Here is a 17,031-nt window from a genome sequence, read left to right on the forward strand (position 1 = left end):
TCCGCGCGCAGCGTATCGCGGCACGTTCTGTCCGCGCCTCAGCTCCCATGGTGCTCCGAATCGCGGCAAGATGGCGCGCATGACTGATCGCACCGCGTCGCTCGTCGAGCTCGCCCGACGCCACGGTGTGGCCACCGAGTACGTCGACTGGAGCGGTGCGCAGCACGCCGTCGCCGCCGCGACGCTGGTCGCCGTCCTCGGCGCCCTGGGCATACCGGCGGATTCGGACGACGCCTGCGCGGCGGCCCTGGCCGATCACGAACGCGCGTATTGGCAGCGCACCTTGTCCCCCACGATCGTCGCCCGGTCGGGTCAGCCGTCGAGCTTCTGGGTGCACGTCACCCACGGCGCGCCCGTCGGCGTGTGGATCCGATTGGAGGACGGCTCGGTGCGGGCGGGGCTGCGCCAGTTGGAGAACAACCGGCCGCCGTTCAATCTCGATGGTCGCTTGATCGGCGAGGCGACCTTCGAGCTGCCCGCTGATCTCCCACTGGGCTATCACCGGCTGCACGTCCAGGCCGGCACCGTCGCGGACGCCGACGCCGTCCTGATCGTCACCCCCGATGCTCTGGCCCTGCCGAGCCGGCTGGGCAACGGCCGGGCCTGGGGCCTGGCCACCCAGCTCTACAGCGTGCGTTCGCAAAACTCCTGGGGCACGGGCGATCTCACCGACCTCACGGACCTGGCCGTCTGGTCGGCCACCCGGCACCACGCGGATTTCATCCTGGTCAACCCCCTCCATGCGGCGGGTCCGGTGGCCCCGATGGAGCCGTCGCCGTACCTGCCGACCTCGCGCCAGTTCGCCAACCCGCTGTATCTGCGGGTGCAGGCCATCCCGGAGTACACCGCGGTCCGCACGCCGGCGACACTGCGCAAGGCCCGGGTCGACGCCCAGTCCCGGGCCGACAGGAACGAGTTCATCGATCGGGACGCGGCCTGGAAGTCCAAGCGCAATGCGCTCAAAGAGGTGTACCGAGCCAACCGATCGGCCGGCCGCGCGCTGGCCTACGACGGGTACCGACGACGCACCGGCCGCACGCTCGACGACTTCGCGACGTGGTGCGTGCTAGCCGAAAAGCACGGCGCCGACTGGCGCGACTGGCCCGCGGAGTTTCAGCACCCCGACCATCCCGCGGTGCGGGCTTTCGCTGAAAAGCACGACAGCCGTATCGATTTCCACCGCTGGCTGCAATGGCAGCTCGACGATCAGCTGACCGCGGCGCAGGCCACCACGGTCCAGGCCGGGATGTCGTTGGGCATCGTCCATGATCTGGCAGTGGGCGTGCATCCGGGCGGCGCCGACGCCTGGGCGTTGCAGGACGTGCTGGCCACCGGGGTGTCGGCCGGGGCGCCGCCGGATGAGTTCAATCAGCTCGGGCAGGACTGGTCCCAGCCGCCGTGGCGCCCCGACGAACTCGTCGAGCGAGCCTATGAGCCGTTCCGCGCCGTGGTCCGGGCGGTGCTGCGGCACGCCGGCGGGGTCCGTATCGACCACATCATCGGCCTGTTCCGGCTGTGGTGGATCCCCGAGGGTGCGACGCCGGTCGACGGCACCTATGTCCACTACGACCACGAGGCGATGATCGGCGTCCTGGCGCTGGAGGCGCACCGGGCCGGCACGGTGGTGGTCGGCGAGGATCTGGGCACCGTCGAGCCATGGGTTCGCGACTACCTGCGTGACCGCGGCCTGTTGGGCACGTCGATCCTGTGGTTCGAAGCCGATCGGGACGGCGGCCCGCTGCCCGCGCCGCGCTGGCGTGAGTACTGCCTGTCGGCGGTGACCACGCACGACCTGCCGCCGACGGCCGGCTATCTGGCCGGCGCGCATCTGCGGCTACGCCGCGACCTCGGTCTGCTGACCCGCCCCTACAAAGAAGAGGTCGCGGCCGATCACGCCGACCAGCAGCGCTGGCTGGACGTCCTGCGGGCAGCGGGGCTGCTGCCGCCGAACGCCCCCGACGCGATCGATGCCGACCAGACCGTCCTGGCCCTGTACCGGTACCTGACCCGCACCCCGTCGCGGCTGCTGGCGCTGGCCCTGCCCGACGCCGTCGGCGACGTGCGGACCCAGAATCAGCCGGGCACCAGTGACGAATATCCGAACTGGCGGGTGCCGCTCGCCGGTCCCGACGGCCGCAAAATCCTCCTCGAAGACCTGTTTTCCGACCCGCGCGCAGCGACGTTGGCGCAGGTGATGGGCGACGCGGTGACACCGGGATTGGGTTGATTCGAGTTTCTCCACCCCGTGATCTGCGCTATCTTCGCTGTACTCGAGGAGGTCAGGTGAACAAGCTGAAGATGCTGACGGCCGGTGCCGTGGCAGCAGGTGCAGTGGCGGTAGGTGCCACCGCGGTGTTCGGCTCGTCCGTGGCCGCGTCCGATCCCGGCGGCTCCGGCTCCATGAATGTGGTGGGTGAGTCGTACGCGCGGGCTGTGTCGATTCTCAAGAGCCAGGGCGTGAAGGCCACCTTCGGCGGCTCGGTGGGCAGCGACGTGCCGCAGGCGCAGTGCATCGTCGATCAGGAGAAGATGGGCAGCCATGGCCGCGTCATCTTGATGCTGAACTGCACCACGAAGGCCGTCGAGAACGCCTCTGCCGGTGCGCCCGCCTCCGGTGGCGGCGCAGCAGGCGCTCCGGGCGCCCCGCAGGGTCCGCACGTCGGCTCCAACGGTGTGACGACCGTGCAGGCGACGCCTGTCGGCCCGCAGCCGGGCATGTCGATCCCCGGTATGTAACTTTTTGCCCAAACGGCATTCCAGCAGGTCATCAGCCCGTTTTTGACTGCTGGAATGCCGTTTCGGCGTATTTCGGCAAAACCCAGTACCGCCGTTCCCACATAAAACGCTTACACTGAATCCACTCGCAACGACGCTTGAGGATCCGGAGGTAGCTGTTCCATGCTGCGACCACAACGTTTCACCCACGAGGTCGACCCGGGTCCGGTGCAAATCCAGGCCCGAAACGTGGCTTTCGAGACCGCGGACAAGCCGATGTCCTGGATTCCCGGCCACCCCGTCGCCTCGCATGTGGTGAACCTGTTGAACATCCTGCTTCCGGCCGGTGAGCGCTGGTTCATCGAGACCTTCAACGAAGCGCTCCCGCTGATCAAGGATCCGAAGCTCGCCGACGACGTCCGCGGCTTCATCGGCCAGGAGGCCATGCACGCCGAGGCCCACGACACCGTCATGAACGACTACCTGGTCCGCAGCGGCATGAACGTCACGCCGATGCTGGATCAGGTCGAGTTCGTCTTCGAGGAAATCCTGGCCCCGGCCAAGACGACCGACCCGCGCCGCAAGATGAACAACCTCATCGAGCGGTTGTGGTTCATCGCGGCCGTCGAGCACTACACCGCGGTGCTCGGTGACTTCGTCTTGAACTGCACCTGGGACAACTACGACGCCGACCCCGTGATGGTCGACCTGTTCCGCTGGCACGGCGCCGAGGAAGTGGAGCACCGTTCGGTGGCCCACGAGGTCGCCATGTACTTCCGGAACAGCTACTTCGACCGCATCCGTGCGATGAGCGTGGTGGCGGTCCTGATGTACGTGTTCTTCCAGCGCGGCATGCGGTTCCTGGTCAAGAGCGACCCGCAGCTCAAGCTCGGCTGGTGGAAGTCGCAGCGCCTGCGCATGCGCGACTCCAAGCTGGGGCTCCTGCCGAAGTACCGGAACCTGTTGCTCATCCAGACGCTGGTGTACTTCAAGCCGAGCTACAGCCCGGAAGACATGGGCTCGACCGCACAGGCCGTGGCGTATCTGGCCGCCTCGCCCGCCGCCCGCGCCGCACACCTGTGAGGGCGCGCCGCTTCCGGTCACGTCTGGCGCCGCCCAGCGTGATGGGTCTGTTGCCGCACGACCTGCTCGTGACGGCGGCCGACGCCGTCGTCAGCAGCACGTTCTGGGTGTCGACGCGACTGCGGAAGCCGCCGGTGCCCGAGGTCGTCGAACGCACCATCCGGTTGCGGATCGCCGACCGTCAGGTGGTCGCGCACGATCAAGACGTGGTGGCGTTGACGTTCGTCAGCGCCGACGGTACCGAGCTGCCCCGCTGGCACCCCGGTTCGCATCTGGACATCCACCTGCCGAGCGGTCTGGTCCGCCAGTACTCCCTGTGCGGCGATCCTGACGTGCAGGGCTCGTACCGAATTGCCGTGCGGCGCATACCCGATGGCGGCGGTGGCTCGATCGAGGCACACCAGCTCGCCATCGGCGACGTGATCACCACCAACGGTCCGCGCAACGCCTTCCCGCTGGCGGTGCCCGGCTTCGGGTCGCCGACCCGCACGCTGCGGTTCATCGCCGGCGGCATCGGCATCACCCCGATCCTGCCCATGCTGGCGCGTGCCGAGCAGTTCGGCATCGACTGGTCGATGCTGTACGTCGGCCGCAGCCGCGACAGCCTGCCGTTCCTGCAGGAACTGACGCGGTTCGGCGACCGGGTGCAGATCCGCACCGACGACGTCGACGGCCTGCCGACGGCCGACGACCTGCTGGGCGACTGCCGCCCCGGCACCTCCGTGTACACCTGCGGGCCGGCACCGATGCTGAATGCGATCCGCGCCCGGCTGGTCGGGGCGGACGACATCGAGCTGCACTTCGAACGCTTCGCCGCACCCCCGGTGACCGATGGCCACGAGTTCAAGGTCGAGCTCGCCTCGACGGGGCAGACCGTCGCCGTCGCGGCCGACGAAACCTTGCTCACGGCCCTGATCAAAGCCGGTGTGCACGCACCGTATTCGTGTCAGCAGGGCTTCTGCGGCACGTGCCGCGTGAAGGTGCTCGCGGGTGCGGTCGACCACCGCGACGGATTGCTGACCGAGACCGAACGCGATGCCGGGCAGGCGCTGATCTGTGTGTCCCGCGCCCAGGGCGACGGCCCGCTGACCCTGGACCTCTAGCCACTGGACGGGCTCGGTTTACGATGCCCCAATGCCAATGGCCGAGGGAACCGACTTCGCCGGATACACCATCATCCGGTGCCTGGGGTCCGGCGGAATGGGTGAGGTCTACGTCGCCCAGCACCCACGGCTGCCCCGCCAGGATGCGGTCAAGGTGCTGCGGCCCGAGACGTCGACCAACCAGGAGTTCCGCGAGCGGTTCCTGCGCGAAGCCGATCTGACTGCCGCGCTGTCCCATCCGAATATCGTGGGCGTGTACGACCGCGGCGAGTTCGACGGTCAGTTGTGGATCTCGATGGAGTACGTGGACGGCACCGATGTCAGCCGCCTGCTCCGCAGCAGCGGCGGCGTGTCTGACGATCAAGCAGCGGAGATCATCAGTGCGGTGGGCCGCGCGCTCGACTACGCCCATCAGCACGACCTCCTGCACCGGGACGTCAAGCCGGCCAACATCCTGATCAGTGATACCGATCCGGCGAACAAACGAATCAAGTTGGCCGACTTCGGCATTGCCCGGTGCGCCGACGACTCCGCCGGTCTGACCGCGACGAACATGACGGTCGGCACGGTGTTCTACGCCGCTCCGGAACAGCTGACGGGCAGCGCCATTGATGGTCGCGCCGACCAATATGCCCTGGCGGCCACCGCCTTTCAGCTTTTCACCGGCGCGCCACCGTTCGAGAACTCCAATGCCGCGGTGATCATCGGCAAGCATCTCAGTACTCTCCCTCCGGCGCTCTCGCAGCGCCGGCCCGATCTCGCGGCCCTGGATCCGGTGTTCGCCAAAGCGTTGGCGAAGGATCCCAAGGACCGGTTCGACAAATGCACCGACTTCGCCCGTGCCCTGCAGCACGGACTGGGCGTGGCGGGCGTCGATGCCACCACACTGGCTCCGATTGCCCAGACCGGCGCAACCGAGATCCTGCAGCCGGCCAACCAGCCGAGGTCGCGTCGGTCGCTGATCCTGCCCGTCGTGCTGACGGTGCTGTTGATCGCCGCGCTGGTCTTCGCAGCCGTCGAATTCACGCGCGCCAAGGACGAGCAGCAGACACCGCCGCGCCCCGCCGCGACCTCCACCACGGCTCCCCCGACGACCACGACGCCGTCGAGCACCGAGACCACTGTCACCAGCACCGTCACGGTCGAGACCACCACAGCCGCACCGACGTCCACTGCCACCACCACCGACGCGCCTGCGCCAGAACAGGAAACGCCGATCCGCGAATGCATGGACCGGACCGGCATGACGCGGCTGCAGTGCTGGGAAGAGATTCGCCGTAGCGAGCGGAGGCGCTGATGTCACCCAAGTTCGCCGTGGTCGCGCCGGTGGCCGCGGGCGTCACCGCCGACCCGGTCTGGATGACGCAGTTCGCCCGGCACTTGGAGAGCTGCGGCTTCGAATCCATTGTGGCCGTGGAACATACGGTACTGCTGACCGAATACTCCAGCGTGTATCCGTACGACGCGTCGGGCCGGGTCGACATCCCCGCCGACTGCGCGGTCCCGGATCCGCTGGACCTGCTGGCGTTTCTCGCCGGGCAGACCAGCACGTTGGGCCTGGCAACCGGGGTGCTGGTGCTGCCCAACCACCATCCGGTGGTCTTGGCCAAACGTGTCGCCACGCTGAATGTGTTGTCCGGCGGACGGATTCGCCTGGCTGTCGGGATGGGCTGGCTGCGCGAGGAGATCGAAGCCTGTGGGGCCCCATTCGACGCGCGCGGCCGGCGGGCCGACGAGCAGATCGATATTCTGCGGCTGCTGTGGTCGGACCAACCGGACGGCGCCGACCACTCGGGTGAGTTCTTCGAGTTCACCCATGCCGCTTGCTATCCCAAGCCGGTGTCGCCGATACCGATCCACATCGGCGGACACAGCCGGGCCGCGGCCCGCCGGGCCGGCCGACGCGGCGACGGCTTGCAGCCGCTGGGCGTCGCCGGAGCGGAACTGACGGAGCTGATCACCTTGATGCGGGAGTCGGCCGAGCGGGCCGACCGTGATCCCGACGCCCTCGAGCTTTCTCTCGGGCACCTGGTGACCAAGGTCGACGCCGACCGCGCGGGCCGGCTGGCGGACCTCGGCGCCGACCGTGTCGTGTTGGCCATGCCGCCGGTCACCGACATCGACGAGGCCAAGGACATGTTGTCGGCGTGCGCCGAGCGACTCGGGCTCACGCCGTGCCCCTGACCGTGGCCGATCGGCTGGATCTGGCGGATCTGGTGCATCGCTACGCCGCCGCCGTCGACGATCGTCGTTTCGACGACGTGGTCGAACTGTTCACCAGCACAGCGGAATTGGTGCTGCCTGACCCACCCAGGTCATTGGACCCGGTACGGCCCGAGCACGGGCACGACGGCGTGCGCGCCGCGATGGCCGCATTGTCCGGCGTCGCCCGTACCCAGCACGAGATCGTCGGCGAGGTCTACACCGACGCCACGGACCACGCCGGCGGCCGCATCGCCTGCGTCGCCCACCACTGGACCCGCGGCGCCGACCTCACGGACGTCACCGATCTGGTGTGGCACCTGCGGTACGACGACGAATATGTCCAGACCGATGACGGTTGGCGCATCCGACGCCGCGCCCTGACTCTCAACGCCATCGAGACCCGGCCCGTGCGTCGCCTACGGGACTAGCGCGGCGGGAGCTACTCCGGCTGCGCGACGATCAGCAGGGTGTCCCCGCCGACCTGCACCCCGCCGTCACCGATCACCGCACCCAGCCGGGCGCGCAGCTCCGCGGCCCGGTCGGCGGGCAGCACCAGGTGGTTGGAGTAGGTGAACACCAGATCCAGCCACTGCTCGCGGCTGTACTGCTCGCCGCGCTCGTAGGTCAGCTGCTGCACCACGAATCCGGCGGACTCCAGGTCTGTCACCACGTCGGCGCTGTCCATGCCCGAGCCCGTCCCACCGGTGGGTGTCGCGGTCACCAAAGGTGAAGCGGCATCGAGGAAGTCGCGGTACACCTCCGCAAAGTCCGCGCGCGAGGGCTGGACCGGGAACAGCCGGTTCCACGCCAGTGCCAGCCGCCCGCCCGGGGCGAGCAGCCGGCGAATCTTCGGCAGCGCCGCCGCCGGGTCGACCCAGTGGAACGACTGGGCGAACAGGACCACGTCGAACGTCCGGCCGGCGTCGTCCCAGTCCTCGAATGTGGCCACCTCGACCGGCACCCCGTGCTCGGCGGCGATCTCGGCCATCCTCGGATCCGGTTCCAGTGCAACAAGTTCCGCTCCGCGCGCGATCAGCTGGCGGGACGCGATCCCGGTCCCGGCGCCGACGTCGAGGACCCGGACAGAACCCACACCGACCAGTTCGTCGAGCATGGGCTCCGGGTACCGGGGCCGATGTTGGTCATATGACCGGGCGGCGCCGCCGAAAGAATCAGCGCGGTCGCGTTGCCGGTACAGCTCATCAGACTCAGCCACGACTCGACGCTACCGGGCGCCCGCTCCCGGTTGTTCACCGACGCCGACTGGTGCGCGGGCACCGGGGCCAGGCATGCTGGAGCCCATGACGCGTCCGCCGCGCCGGTGGGACCCGCTCCGACCGTTCGATCTGTTCACCTCGGTGGTGTCGACCGCCGCGGTGCTGCCGATGAGCACCGGGGCGGCCGCGGCGTACCGGACCGCGCTGCTGACGGTGCGGCCACTGGTGATCGGGCGGCGGATCACGGTCCGACTGCGCACCAGTGACCTCGCCCTCACCGTGGCCGAGTTCGACTCGCGGTGGGACGCCAGCATCTTCGCCGTCGGCCACATCGGCACCGTCAACATCACCGCCAACAAGGTGAAATGGGCTGGTACCGAACTGAATTCGATCGCGGCGAAGCTGAACAACCTGCATGTGCGGCCGTCGGTGCCGCCCATGCTGGTCGCCGCGCCGGTGGAGTTGACGGTCGAGATTCCGTCCGGCTCGCTCGATGAACTCATCCGGGCCGCCGAACCGCGCGTCAGCACCGAGATCGGCGACGACGGCGTCGCCCGAATCCGGCTGTCGCGCTTCCGGTCCGGATTCGTCGAGGTGGATCCTCAGCTGCACGGCAACACGCTGTGGCTCAAGCCCCGCGGCCTGACGCTGGGCTCCACCCGGGTTCCGGTGCCCGGGCTCGCCCCGGCGTACCCGGTCCGGCTGCCCGAGCTGCCCTATGGCCTCACCCTGACCTCGGTGGAGCTCGGCCCGGGTGTCGTGCGCGTCAGTGCGACACTGCCGCAATGGCAGTTCGACGTGCCGCGCGCCGTGCTCGACGAGCTGATCAACCAGCTGAGTGTGGTGGGCCGTCCCCTCGACGTGATCTGGCCCGGCTGAGCGCGCTGCGCTGAAGATCTGCCGGTCGTTCACTACAGTCACGGACGTGACCATCGGCTATTTCCGATATGTCGCGCTCGGCGACAGTCAGACCGAGGGCCTGTTGGACGGCGACGACACCACGGGTATCCACGGTTTCGCCGACCGTCTGGCCTGGCGACTCAACGCATTACAGCCTGGACTGCAGTACGCGAACCTGGCTGTGCGGGGCCGCCGTATCAGCGACGTGCTGGAGCGGCAACTGCCCATGGCCCGGACGATGAACCCCGACCTGATCACCAGCTGCATCGGGATGAACGACGTCACGCGGCCGGTTCGCAGCTTCGACCGGGCGCTGGCGGACATGCGGCGCGTACACGCCGAGCTCGCAGCCACCGGCGCGACGGTGGTCACCACGACATTTCCCGATATCGCCCGCATCCTGCCGGTCGGCCGGGTGCTCAGCGGCCGGCTGCGCCGGATCAACGAGGTGATCCGGACCGATTCGAAACATTTCGGCTTCCGCCTGGTCGATCTGTCGGCAGCCACCTCCATGTTGGATCCCGCGACCTGGGCCATCGATCGGGTGCACGGCTCCCCGCACGGCCATCAACTGTTCGCCGACGCCGCTGCCGAGGCGCTGGATTTGCCGGACAGTGATCACAGCTGGGCGGAGGTCGAGGGCGAACTCGTGCTGCCGCGACTGCGCGAGCGGATGTATTCGCAGCTGATGTGGGCCCAGAACATGCTGATGCCCTGGGTGTGGCGACACACGCTGGGCAGTTCCCGGGGAACCGGACTCGAGCCGAAACGCCCGGTGATGGCGCCGCTCGACGTCCGACCGGCGTTATCCGAGGCCGAGTAGCCCCAGCGGCAGCGGCGACTCGCCACGTCCGAGCGCACCGACGACTCCCGGGCAGAACGACGAGATCGCGAAGCCGGTGAACATGGTGGCCGGTCCGAGAGACATACCGGACGCGTCGGCGACCTTCCCAGCGGCGTCGGCCAGGGTCTGGCCGGGCTGCGCCAGCATCGGGCATACGGACTGGCCCAGCGCGACCGGATCAGAGCCGTTCGGCAGCATCATGTCGGCGTTGCCGAGCGCGTTGTTGAAGGCGTCGACACCTGGGTCCGCGCTCGCCGGACCAGCGGTGACCAGGCTGGCGGCGATGCCGGCGGCGGTAGCTGCGATGGCAATGGCGGTACCGAATGTGCTCTTCATGATCCCTGCATCATAGGGGAAGCCGGTTGCCGATGCCGCTGCGCGGCGGGGTCAGACGCCGGTCCAGGCGCTCGCGATCCGGGTTCCGATGTCGATGACCTTGGCATCTGCGCCGTTGATCTCGCCTGCCACGTGATGGGCGATGAAGCGCCGGATCTCGCCGTCGACGTTGGCGACGATACGCAACAGCTCCGCGCGGATCGACGACGACGTGACGTGGATGGCGATGTCCGACGAGCGTGGCGTCTTCACGTCGATGACGAGCAGCAGCGGGTGCGCGGCCCGCGCGGTCGCGGTCAGATTGATCTCGCCGAACACCATGAACCGGGGCCGGTCGATGCGCAGGTCGAGCGTCATGTCGATTTCCAGCGGGATGCGGATCGCAAAGGTGATCTCTTCACCGAGCGTCCGGGCCACCACGGGGTGTTTGATCTGGACGCGTGCGGTGACCTTCGCGAGCCCTCCGGGCCCCTGGGCGATGGGACCCATGTCGAAGGCTTCACCGGCGATGCCGCCGATCGCGTCCGCGACGCGTTCCTCACTGACCGCGACCTCGAAGAATCGTCGACCGAATTCCTCGTAGGACATGTATTCATGTTGGGGTTGAACTGCCATGGTGTGACTACGTTCTCATGTCTGGGGCCGAAGCCTCGGCAACTGGCGCCTTCATTCGGCAAAGAGTCGCAGGCCGTTGATACCCCGACCGCCGGGCGCCAGCTCCGCGATGACCACCCCGCGGTAGCCGTCCCGCCGGACCCCGGCCAGGACGTACCGGCCCGCGGCGATGACCTTCTCCACCCGGGTTCCGGTCAGCTCGTCGACCAGTTCGGAGACACTCAGCCGGGCATCAGGACCACGGGTGATCTGCGCCGGCTCGCTGAGCCGCCGCTTGACGGCCAGCGCGTCGCCGGTCGCCGCGTCGGCCAGCAGCGCGGTGAGCGACCGCTTTGCCCGAGTGCCCCCGGTGCGCAGACCAGCAAGGAAACCAACCGCACCCCCGGGTCCCTGATTGCGGAGCAGCGCCCCCGACAACCCCAATCCGGCAGGCAACGCCGCGGCGCCGCATCGCAGGAACTGCGCCACCATTCCCGGCAGCTCCCAAAATGCCTGCAGCCGAGCAATTTTCAGCGACGGATCGGGCCCCTCGGCGACCACGTCGTATTGCAGATAGACCGGAATCCGCAGCTGCACCTTGGCGCCCATGTGCACTTCGAGATCCAGGTCGCGCACGACGGTGTTGCCGACGACGATGTCGGCGTCGCGGTGGAACACGATGGTGCGCGGCCCGATGAAGGTGTCGTAGAACTGCCCGATGGCGCGGTGTCCGACGTGCGGCCGGGAGCCGACCGGGTCCTCGACGCGTCCGTCGGTGCTGAACAGACCAACCCAGGCAGCCTTGTCATGCGCGGCCGTTGCCGCGGGCGAGCGCTCGACTGTGGCCAGGAGGTCGTCGCGGGTCGGCGACTGCGGTACGGGCATACCTCCATCGTCCACCACCGCCGAGTTCGGCTGCGAGGGGATGGTCGTGGCAGATGTCGCCGATGTCGCGCACACTTGTCGGTATGAGTAACAGCGGTCCGTTCGGCATCGATCCCGAAGAGTTCGATCGCGTCCTGCGCGAGACAGGCGAGGGCATCCGTGGCGTATTCGACCGCCTCGGCCGCGGCGCCGCCTGGGCCAATGTGGTCAACGACCTGACCCGGACGCCGCGGCACGCCACACAACCCGAGACCACCGGCGACACCGGCGATGGGGTGTGGGTGGTCTACACCGTGGCCACGGACGGCGGGGCCCACGTCGAGGAGGTCTATCCCTCCGAGCTGGAGGCCCTGCGGGCCAACAAGAACAACACCGATCCCTCCCGCAAGGTCAGGTTCCTGCCGTACGGCATAGGGGTGAGCGTGTTGGATGCGCCCGAGCAGGCGGGGCAGACGGCGCCGCAGCCTCAGGACGACCAGACACCGCGGCACGAACCGCACTGATATTGACCTGCCGACAATATCCCCGGCGACGCGGCTGACACGCTACGCTTTGCCACATTGTCGTGTGGCAGCAGTGCGAGGGGAGATGACCAGGATGTTTCGGGTACTGACGGTGGCCGCAGCGATCGCCGGAACCGCCATCGGGCTGGCACCGTTCGCGAGCGCCGATCCGGCACTGGGCGGCAACGACGATCCCGGCCGGTACCCCACCGACGTCCCTGGCATGAACTACCAGGCGGTCAACGGCGCACCGTGCGACAGCCACGACATCTTCATCTTCGGCCGTGGGCCGGGCGGCGCATCGATGGCCTGCCACTGGATCCCGAACCAGTGGCCGCCGGTCGACACCGGTTTCTGGGGCTACTCCTATGCGATCCAGGGTGTGAAGGACATCGGTTCTCCGTGCCCGGGACCGCAGACCGCGGCCCAGGCTCCGGACGGCCGCCCCCTGCTGTGCCTTGGCGCGCAGGGCTGGCAGCCCGGTTTCAAGACCGGTGACGGGTTCTTCCCCAGCTGACGCGCGGTTGACGCGGCGCAGCTAGGCGCCGTCAGCCGATTCCACGGACGGTTCACGTCCGGCTTTTCTCGAAGTGGCGCCGAATGGCCACCAGCATCGCCGCGTGCGCTTTTTCTGCCTGCTCGGCAGTGAAGGCCGCGAGTGGTCGGGGCGCTGCTATATCTACTGTCTCTGTGACTGTGGTGCCCGCGCCGGCAGGCACGAAGGTGACGGTGCCGGTGAGCCGCACTCTCGGAAACTGGCGCGCCTCGGTGTGCACGACGCCGTCGGGCGCGATCAGCACTGTGGCTCGATAGGTCACCGCCAGGCTGAGCGGGCCGAACGGGATGCGGTCCCGCACCCGGTAGTCACGCTGATGGCCCCGGCCGTCCTGCCGATCGCCCACCCGGTCCACCGCCACCACGAGCGGATGCACCAGCTTCATGTTGGTGAGATCTGTATAGAAGGTACGGACGTCGTCAGGCGCCCCCGGCACCTCTTCGCACAGCTCGAACCGGGACCGGGACATCCACATCGGCTCACCGTAGGCGCAGAGTGAACAGCCTGAGCACGCATACCGGCGTTGCCCCTGAACTGAGGGTGCAGGCCACTCGAACTTCTGCGCCACACACGCAGGGTCAACGGCCTGAGCCGACTCTGAACTGAGGGCCGACACCCCAAGTCACATGCGCCACAGGGGCGTCATAAAGCCGCGCCACTTGACCGGTCCAGATGAACGACAGATGTCTGCACGGATCCATCGGTCCACACCCGAATCCGGCGCAAAAACCGTGTCGAGGCCCCGAGAGCCGCCTTCAGAATTAGCTGATTACGACTCCGCAACGTGCCTCGCGACCTTGCATTTGCGGAAAAGCTGTGTATGGCAGTATGTTTTGCGTATTCACCTGCGAATACACGAAATCGCTTCTCCCCCAAGTAGATGCGAATAAACATAGATGTAACGCACACCACACGATTCGCGAAACGTGATGGCAGACACAGTATTTTGACCATCGCGATTTTTCGTTGCTAGCGTTCATCGTCATGTTTGCTATTGCGACCGCATCGCTGTTGGCTTTGGTCAACCAGGTTTCGGGTACGCCGTACATCTCCGGCGGAGACTCGGCACGCGGCACCGACTGCTCCGGATTGGCGTCTTGGGTGGCCAACGCCGCCACCGGCCGTCCCGTCTACGGCAACCGGTTCAACACCGGCAACGAAGAGGCCGCCCTGCGTGCCCGCGGCTTCCTGCCCGGCTCCGCGCCCGGCGCCCTGAACATCGGCTGGAACGGCGGCCACACGGCCGTGACCCTGCCCGACGGCACCCCGGTGTCCAGCGGCGAGGGCGGCGGCGTCCGCATCGGTGGCGGCGGCGCCTTCCAGCGCCAGTTCACCCACCACATGCACCTGCCCCTGGCCCCGGGTGAGGACATCCCCGCCGACCTGCCCCTGGATGGCCCGCTGGACGCGCCGCCGGCCGGTCCGGCCGGTCCGGCCGACATCCCGGCTCCGGAGATCATCCAGGCCGCCAGCTTCGCGCCGGCCCCAGAGGCCCCCGCGCCGGCTCCCGAGGCTCCCGCTCCGGCCCCTGAGGGCCCGGAGATGCCCGTCTAACCGTTCAACGACCCCTCTGTTTCACAGTCAGGACTGCGACCGCTCGGCGGTCGCAGCCCTGACTGCTATTTGACGTACTCGGCCAGGTGCGACCCGGTCAGCGTGTTGCCGGCGGCCACCAGGTCCGCCGGAGAACCCTCGAAGATCACCCGGCCACCGTCATGACCTGCGCCGGGACCCAGGTCGACGATCCAGTCGGCGTGCGCCATGACGGCCTGGTGATGCTCGATGACGATGACGGACTTGCCGCCGTCGACGATCCGGTCCAGCAGCGCCAGCAGTTGCTCGACATCCGCGAGGTGCAAGCCGGTGGTGGGCTCGTCCAGGATGTAGACGTCGCCCTTCTCCCCCATTTGCGTGGCGAGCTTGAGCCGTTGCCGTTCTCCACCGGACAGCGTGGTCAGCGGCTGCCCCAGCGTCAGGTAGCCCAGCCCGACGTCGACCATCCGCGCCAGGATTTTCTGCGCCGCGGGCACCTGTGCGTCGCCGTCGGAGAAGAATTTCTCCGCGTCGGCGACCGGCATGGCCAGCACTTCGGCGATGTTCTGGCCGCCGAGGGTGTATTCGAGCACCGAGGCCCCGAACCGTCGGCCTTCGCACTCTTCACAGCGGGACTCGACGGTCGCCATCACCCCCAGGTCGGTGTATATGACCCCGGCTCCGTTGCAAGCCGGGCAGGCGCCCTCCGAATTCGAGCTGAACAGTGCGGGTTTGACGTTGTTGGCTTTCGCGAACGCCTTACGGATGTGGTCGAGCAGTCCTGTGTAGGTGGCCGGATTGCTCCGTCGCGAACCCCGAATCGGTGCCTGATCGATGGTGACGATGCCGTCGCGGCCGGCCACCGAACCGTCGATCAGGGAGCTCTTGCCCGAACCTGCCACGCCCGTGATCACGGCGAGCACGCCGAGCGGAATGTCCACGTCGACGTCCTGCAGATTGTTCGTGTCTGCACCGCGAATTTCCAAGGCCCCGTTGGCTTCCCGGACCGTCTCCTTCAGCGATGCCCGGTCGTCCAGGTGCCGGCCGGTGATGCTGCCGCTGCCGCGCAGACCCTTCACCGTGCCTTCGTAGACCACTTGGCCGCCGCCGGAGCCGGCCTCGGGGCCGAGATCCACCACATGGTCGGCAATGCCGATCACTTCCGGCTTGTGTTCGACGACCAGCACGGTATTTCCCTTGTCCCGCAACTGGATCAGCAGTTCATTCATGCGGGTGATGTCGTGCGGGTGCAGTCCGATGGTCGGCTCGTCGAACACGTAGGTGACGTCGGTCAGCGCCGAGCCGAGATGACGAATCATCTTGACTCGCTGCGCTTCTCCGCCGGACAGGGTGCCGGCGGGCCGAGCGAGCGACAGGTATCCGAGTCCGATCCCGACGAACGAATCGAGCGTGTGCCGCAGCGCCGCCACCAGCGGCGCCACCCCGGCGCCCAGGCGCTTGTCATCGGCCAGCGCCCCGACCCACTCGGCCAGGTCGGTGATCTGCATGGCGCATGCCTCAGCGATGTTGACGCCCTTGATCTTTGACGAGCGAGCCAACTCCGAGAGTCGGGTCCCCTCGCACTCGGGGCAGGTCGTGAAGGTCACCGCGCGCTCGACGAACGCCCGGATATGCGGCTGCATCGCCTCGACGTCCTTGCTCAGGAACGACTTCTTGATCTGTGGGATGAGACCCAGGTAGGTGAGGTTGACGCCGTCGACCTTGATCTTGGTCGCTTCCTTGTGCAGGAGGGCATCCAGTTCCTTCTTGGTGAACTTGCGAATCGGCTTGTCGGGGTCGAAGAAGCCGCAGCCGTTGAAGATTCGGCCGTACCAACCCTCGATGCTGAAGCCGGGAATGGTGATCGCGCCCTCGTTGATCGTCTTGCTGTCGTCGTAGAGCGCGGCGAGGTCGAAGTCATTGACCGAGCCACGGCCCTCGCACCGCAGACACATGCCGCCCACGATGTTGAAATCACGACGCTCCTTGACGGTGCGTCCAGCGCGTTCCATGGTCACCGCGCCGGCACCACTGATCGAGGCTACGTTGAACGAAAATGCTTGCGGAGAGCCGATATTCGGCTCCCCGATCCGGCTGAACAGGATGCGCAGCAGGGCGCCGGTGTCGGTGGCGGTGCCGACCGTGGAGCGCGGGTCCGAACCCATCCGCTCCTGATCGACGATGATCGCGGTGGTCAATCCCTCGAGCACGTCGACATCGGGGCGGGCCTGCGACGGCATGAATCCCTGGACGAACGCGCTGTAGGTCTCGTTGATCAGCCGCTGCGATTCGGCGGCGATGGTGTCGAAGACCAGCGAGCTCTTGCCGGACCCGGACACCCCGGTGAACACCGTCAGGCGCCGTTTCGGGATCTCGACGCTGATGTCCTTGAGGTTGTTCTCCCGGGCACCGACCACTCGGATCAGGTCGTGGCTGTCAGCGGCATGTGTTCTGCTGGGCATATCCACACGCTAACCGGGCGCCGATCAGCCGCGCTTCTCGATTCCTGATCAACGCGCCGCAGGTTTCTTCGCGAGCAGACGTAAAACTGTCAAGT

Annotated in this window: 18 protein-coding genes; 12 read left to right on the forward strand and 6 right to left on the reverse strand. The window is 67.6% G+C overall.

What is annotated here, in order from left to right; all coding sequences use genetic code 11:
* Window positions 1-79 precede the first annotated feature (79 nt).
* The 7 genes from malQ to TL10_RS11140 all read left to right on the forward strand — a co-directional run bounded on the left by malQ (window position 80) and on the right by TL10_RS11140 (window position 7,534).
* Window positions 80-2,227 carry a 4-alpha-glucanotransferase gene (malQ, locus tag TL10_RS11110; protein ID WP_043985699.1) on the forward strand — a complete coding sequence of 716 codons (2,148 nt, stop codon included), beginning with the start codon at window positions 80-82 and terminating at the stop codon, window positions 2,225-2,227.
* Between the two features lie 56 nt (window positions 2,228-2,283).
* Window positions 2,284-2,736 (forward strand): hypothetical protein, encoded by a 453-nt coding sequence (locus TL10_RS11115; protein ID WP_043985700.1) that lies wholly within the window; start codon window positions 2,284-2,286, stop codon window positions 2,734-2,736.
* A 162-nt stretch (window positions 2,737-2,898) separates the two neighbouring features.
* Entirely contained in the window at window positions 2,899-3,798 is a 900-nt protein-coding gene (locus TL10_RS11120) for a metal-dependent hydrolase (RefSeq protein WP_043985701.1), read from the forward strand.
* Window positions 3,799-3,839: 41 nt separating this feature from the next.
* A complete protein-coding gene (locus TL10_RS11125; protein ID WP_043985702.1) occupies window positions 3,840-4,901 on the forward strand; it encodes a PDR/VanB family oxidoreductase in 1,062 nt (353 codons plus the stop codon).
* 31 nt (window positions 4,902-4,932) lie between these two features.
* Window positions 4,933-6,198: a serine/threonine-protein kinase gene (locus TL10_RS11130; RefSeq protein WP_043985703.1), complete on the forward strand. Its 1,266-nt coding sequence runs from the start codon at window positions 4,933-4,935 to the stop codon at window positions 6,196-6,198.
* Window positions 6,198-7,085 carry an LLM class F420-dependent oxidoreductase gene (locus tag TL10_RS11135; RefSeq protein ID WP_043985704.1) on the forward strand — a complete coding sequence of 296 codons (888 nt, stop codon included), beginning with the start codon at window positions 6,198-6,200 and terminating at the stop codon, window positions 7,083-7,085. The genes TL10_RS11130 and TL10_RS11135 overlap by 1 nt, the downstream gene beginning before the upstream one ends.
* Window positions 7,076-7,534: a nuclear transport factor 2 family protein gene (locus tag TL10_RS11140; protein WP_043985705.1), complete on the forward strand. Its 459-nt coding sequence runs from the start codon at window positions 7,076-7,078 to the stop codon at window positions 7,532-7,534. The genes TL10_RS11135 and TL10_RS11140 overlap by 10 nt, the downstream gene beginning before the upstream one ends.
* 11 nt (window positions 7,535-7,545) lie before the next feature.
* Here the strand turns inward: TL10_RS11140 and TL10_RS11145 are convergent, their stop codons facing one another.
* On the reverse strand, window positions 7,546-8,304 hold the full coding sequence (locus TL10_RS11145; protein WP_043985755.1) for a class I SAM-dependent methyltransferase: 759 nt from the start codon (window positions 8,302-8,304) through the stop codon (window positions 7,546-7,548).
* 103 nt (window positions 8,305-8,407) lie between these two features.
* Here TL10_RS11145 and TL10_RS11150 point away from each other — a divergent pair, with 103 nt between their 5' ends.
* Together TL10_RS11150 and TL10_RS11155 are read left to right on the forward strand one after the other, a co-directional pair.
* Window positions 8,408-9,202 (forward strand): LmeA family phospholipid-binding protein, encoded by a 795-nt coding sequence (locus TL10_RS11150; protein ID WP_043985756.1) that lies wholly within the window; start codon window positions 8,408-8,410, stop codon window positions 9,200-9,202.
* Window positions 9,203-9,248: 46 nt separating this feature from the next.
* Window positions 9,249-10,046 (forward strand): SGNH/GDSL hydrolase family protein, encoded by a 798-nt coding sequence (locus TL10_RS11155; protein ID WP_082067921.1) that lies wholly within the window; start codon window positions 9,249-9,251, stop codon window positions 10,044-10,046.
* Here TL10_RS11155 and TL10_RS11160 read toward each other — a convergent pair.
* From TL10_RS11160 to TL10_RS11170, 3 genes are all read right to left on the reverse strand, one after another.
* Window positions 10,029-10,403, reverse strand: coding sequence for a DUF732 domain-containing protein (locus TL10_RS11160; protein WP_043399813.1), 375 nt, complete (start codon window positions 10,401-10,403; stop codon window positions 10,029-10,031). The two genes, TL10_RS11155 and TL10_RS11160, sit on opposite strands and share 18 nt — an antisense overlap.
* 51 nt (window positions 10,404-10,454) lie before the next feature.
* A complete protein-coding gene (locus TL10_RS11165; protein ID WP_231575656.1) occupies window positions 10,455-10,991 on the reverse strand; it encodes a hypothetical protein in 537 nt (178 codons plus the stop codon).
* A gap of 78 nt (window positions 10,992-11,069) precedes the next feature.
* The gene (locus TL10_RS11170) at window positions 11,070-11,882 is read right to left on the reverse strand and encodes a nuclear transport factor 2 family protein (RefSeq protein ID WP_043985759.1); all 813 of its coding nucleotides are present in this window, start codon (window positions 11,880-11,882) and stop codon (window positions 11,070-11,072) included.
* 83 nt (window positions 11,883-11,965) lie between these two features.
* Here TL10_RS11170 and TL10_RS11175 point away from each other — a divergent pair, with 83 nt between their 5' ends.
* Both TL10_RS11175 and TL10_RS11180 read left to right on the forward strand, forming a co-directional pair.
* Window positions 11,966-12,385, forward strand: a complete 420-nt coding sequence (locus TL10_RS11175; protein WP_043399918.1) for an Rv0313 family protein — start codon at window positions 11,966-11,968, stop codon at window positions 12,383-12,385.
* Window positions 12,386-12,479: 94 nt separating this feature from the next.
* Window positions 12,480-12,902 (forward strand): hypothetical protein, encoded by a 423-nt coding sequence (locus TL10_RS11180; protein WP_043399808.1) that lies wholly within the window; start codon window positions 12,480-12,482, stop codon window positions 12,900-12,902.
* Between the two features lie 52 nt (window positions 12,903-12,954).
* On the opposite strand, the gene TL10_RS11185 is transcribed toward TL10_RS11180, so the two are convergent.
* Window positions 12,955-13,416, reverse strand: a complete 462-nt coding sequence (locus tag TL10_RS11185; RefSeq protein ID WP_043985706.1) for an SRPBCC family protein — start codon at window positions 13,414-13,416, stop codon at window positions 12,955-12,957.
* 509 nt (window positions 13,417-13,925) lie between these two features.
* Here TL10_RS11185 and TL10_RS11190 point away from each other — a divergent pair.
* Window positions 13,926-14,495, forward strand: coding sequence for a glycoside hydrolase (locus TL10_RS11190; RefSeq protein WP_043985707.1), 570 nt, complete (start codon window positions 13,926-13,928; stop codon window positions 14,493-14,495).
* A gap of 65 nt (window positions 14,496-14,560) precedes the next feature.
* On the opposite strand, the gene TL10_RS11195 is transcribed toward TL10_RS11190, so the two are convergent.
* Entirely contained in the window at window positions 14,561-16,936 is a 2,376-nt protein-coding gene (locus tag TL10_RS11195; RefSeq protein ID WP_043985708.1) for an ATP-binding cassette domain-containing protein, read from the reverse strand.
* Window positions 16,937-17,031: the final 95 nt, after the last annotated feature.

It is taken from the genome of Mycolicibacterium llatzerense (assembly GCF_000878195.1).
Classification (GTDB): Bacteria; Actinomycetota; Actinomycetes; order Mycobacteriales; family Mycobacteriaceae; genus Mycobacterium; species Mycobacterium llatzerense.

Excerpts from the sequence above, each read along its gene's own strand:
- TL10_RS11160 (WP_043399813.1), bottom strand. The coding sequence starts at position 10,403 with ATGAAGAGCACATTCGGTACCGCCATTGCCATCGCAGCTACCGCCGCC.
- TL10_RS11125 (WP_043985702.1), top strand. The coding sequence starts at position 3,840 with ATGGGTCTGTTGCCGCACGACCTGCTCGTGACGGCGGCCGACGCCGTC.
- TL10_RS11130 (WP_043985703.1), top strand. The coding sequence starts at position 4,933 with ATGCCAATGGCCGAGGGAACCGACTTCGCCGGATACACCATCATCCGG.
- TL10_RS11195 (WP_043985708.1), bottom strand. The coding sequence starts at position 16,936 with ATGCCCAGCAGAACACATGCCGCTGACAGCCACGACCTGATCCGAGTG.
- TL10_RS11185 (WP_043985706.1), bottom strand. The coding sequence starts at position 13,416 with ATGTGGATGTCCCGGTCCCGGTTCGAGCTGTGCGAAGAGGTGCCGGGG.
- malQ (WP_043985699.1), top strand. The coding sequence starts at position 80 with ATGACTGATCGCACCGCGTCGCTCGTCGAGCTCGCCCGACGCCACGGT.
- TL10_RS11190 (WP_043985707.1), top strand. The coding sequence starts at position 13,926 with ATGTTTGCTATTGCGACCGCATCGCTGTTGGCTTTGGTCAACCAGGTT.
- TL10_RS11180 (WP_043399808.1), top strand. The coding sequence starts at position 12,480 with ATGTTTCGGGTACTGACGGTGGCCGCAGCGATCGCCGGAACCGCCATC.
- TL10_RS11120 (WP_043985701.1), top strand. The coding sequence starts at position 2,899 with ATGCTGCGACCACAACGTTTCACCCACGAGGTCGACCCGGGTCCGGTG.
- TL10_RS11135 (WP_043985704.1), top strand. The coding sequence starts at position 6,198 with ATGTCACCCAAGTTCGCCGTGGTCGCGCCGGTGGCCGCGGGCGTCACC.
- TL10_RS11165 (WP_231575656.1), bottom strand. The coding sequence starts at position 10,991 with ATGTCCTACGAGGAATTCGGTCGACGATTCTTCGAGGTCGCGGTCAGT.
- TL10_RS11170 (WP_043985759.1), bottom strand. The coding sequence starts at position 11,882 with ATGCCCGTACCGCAGTCGCCGACCCGCGACGACCTCCTGGCCACAGTC.
- TL10_RS11150 (WP_043985756.1), top strand. The coding sequence starts at position 8,408 with ATGACGCGTCCGCCGCGCCGGTGGGACCCGCTCCGACCGTTCGATCTG.
- TL10_RS11175 (WP_043399918.1), top strand. The coding sequence starts at position 11,966 with ATGAGTAACAGCGGTCCGTTCGGCATCGATCCCGAAGAGTTCGATCGC.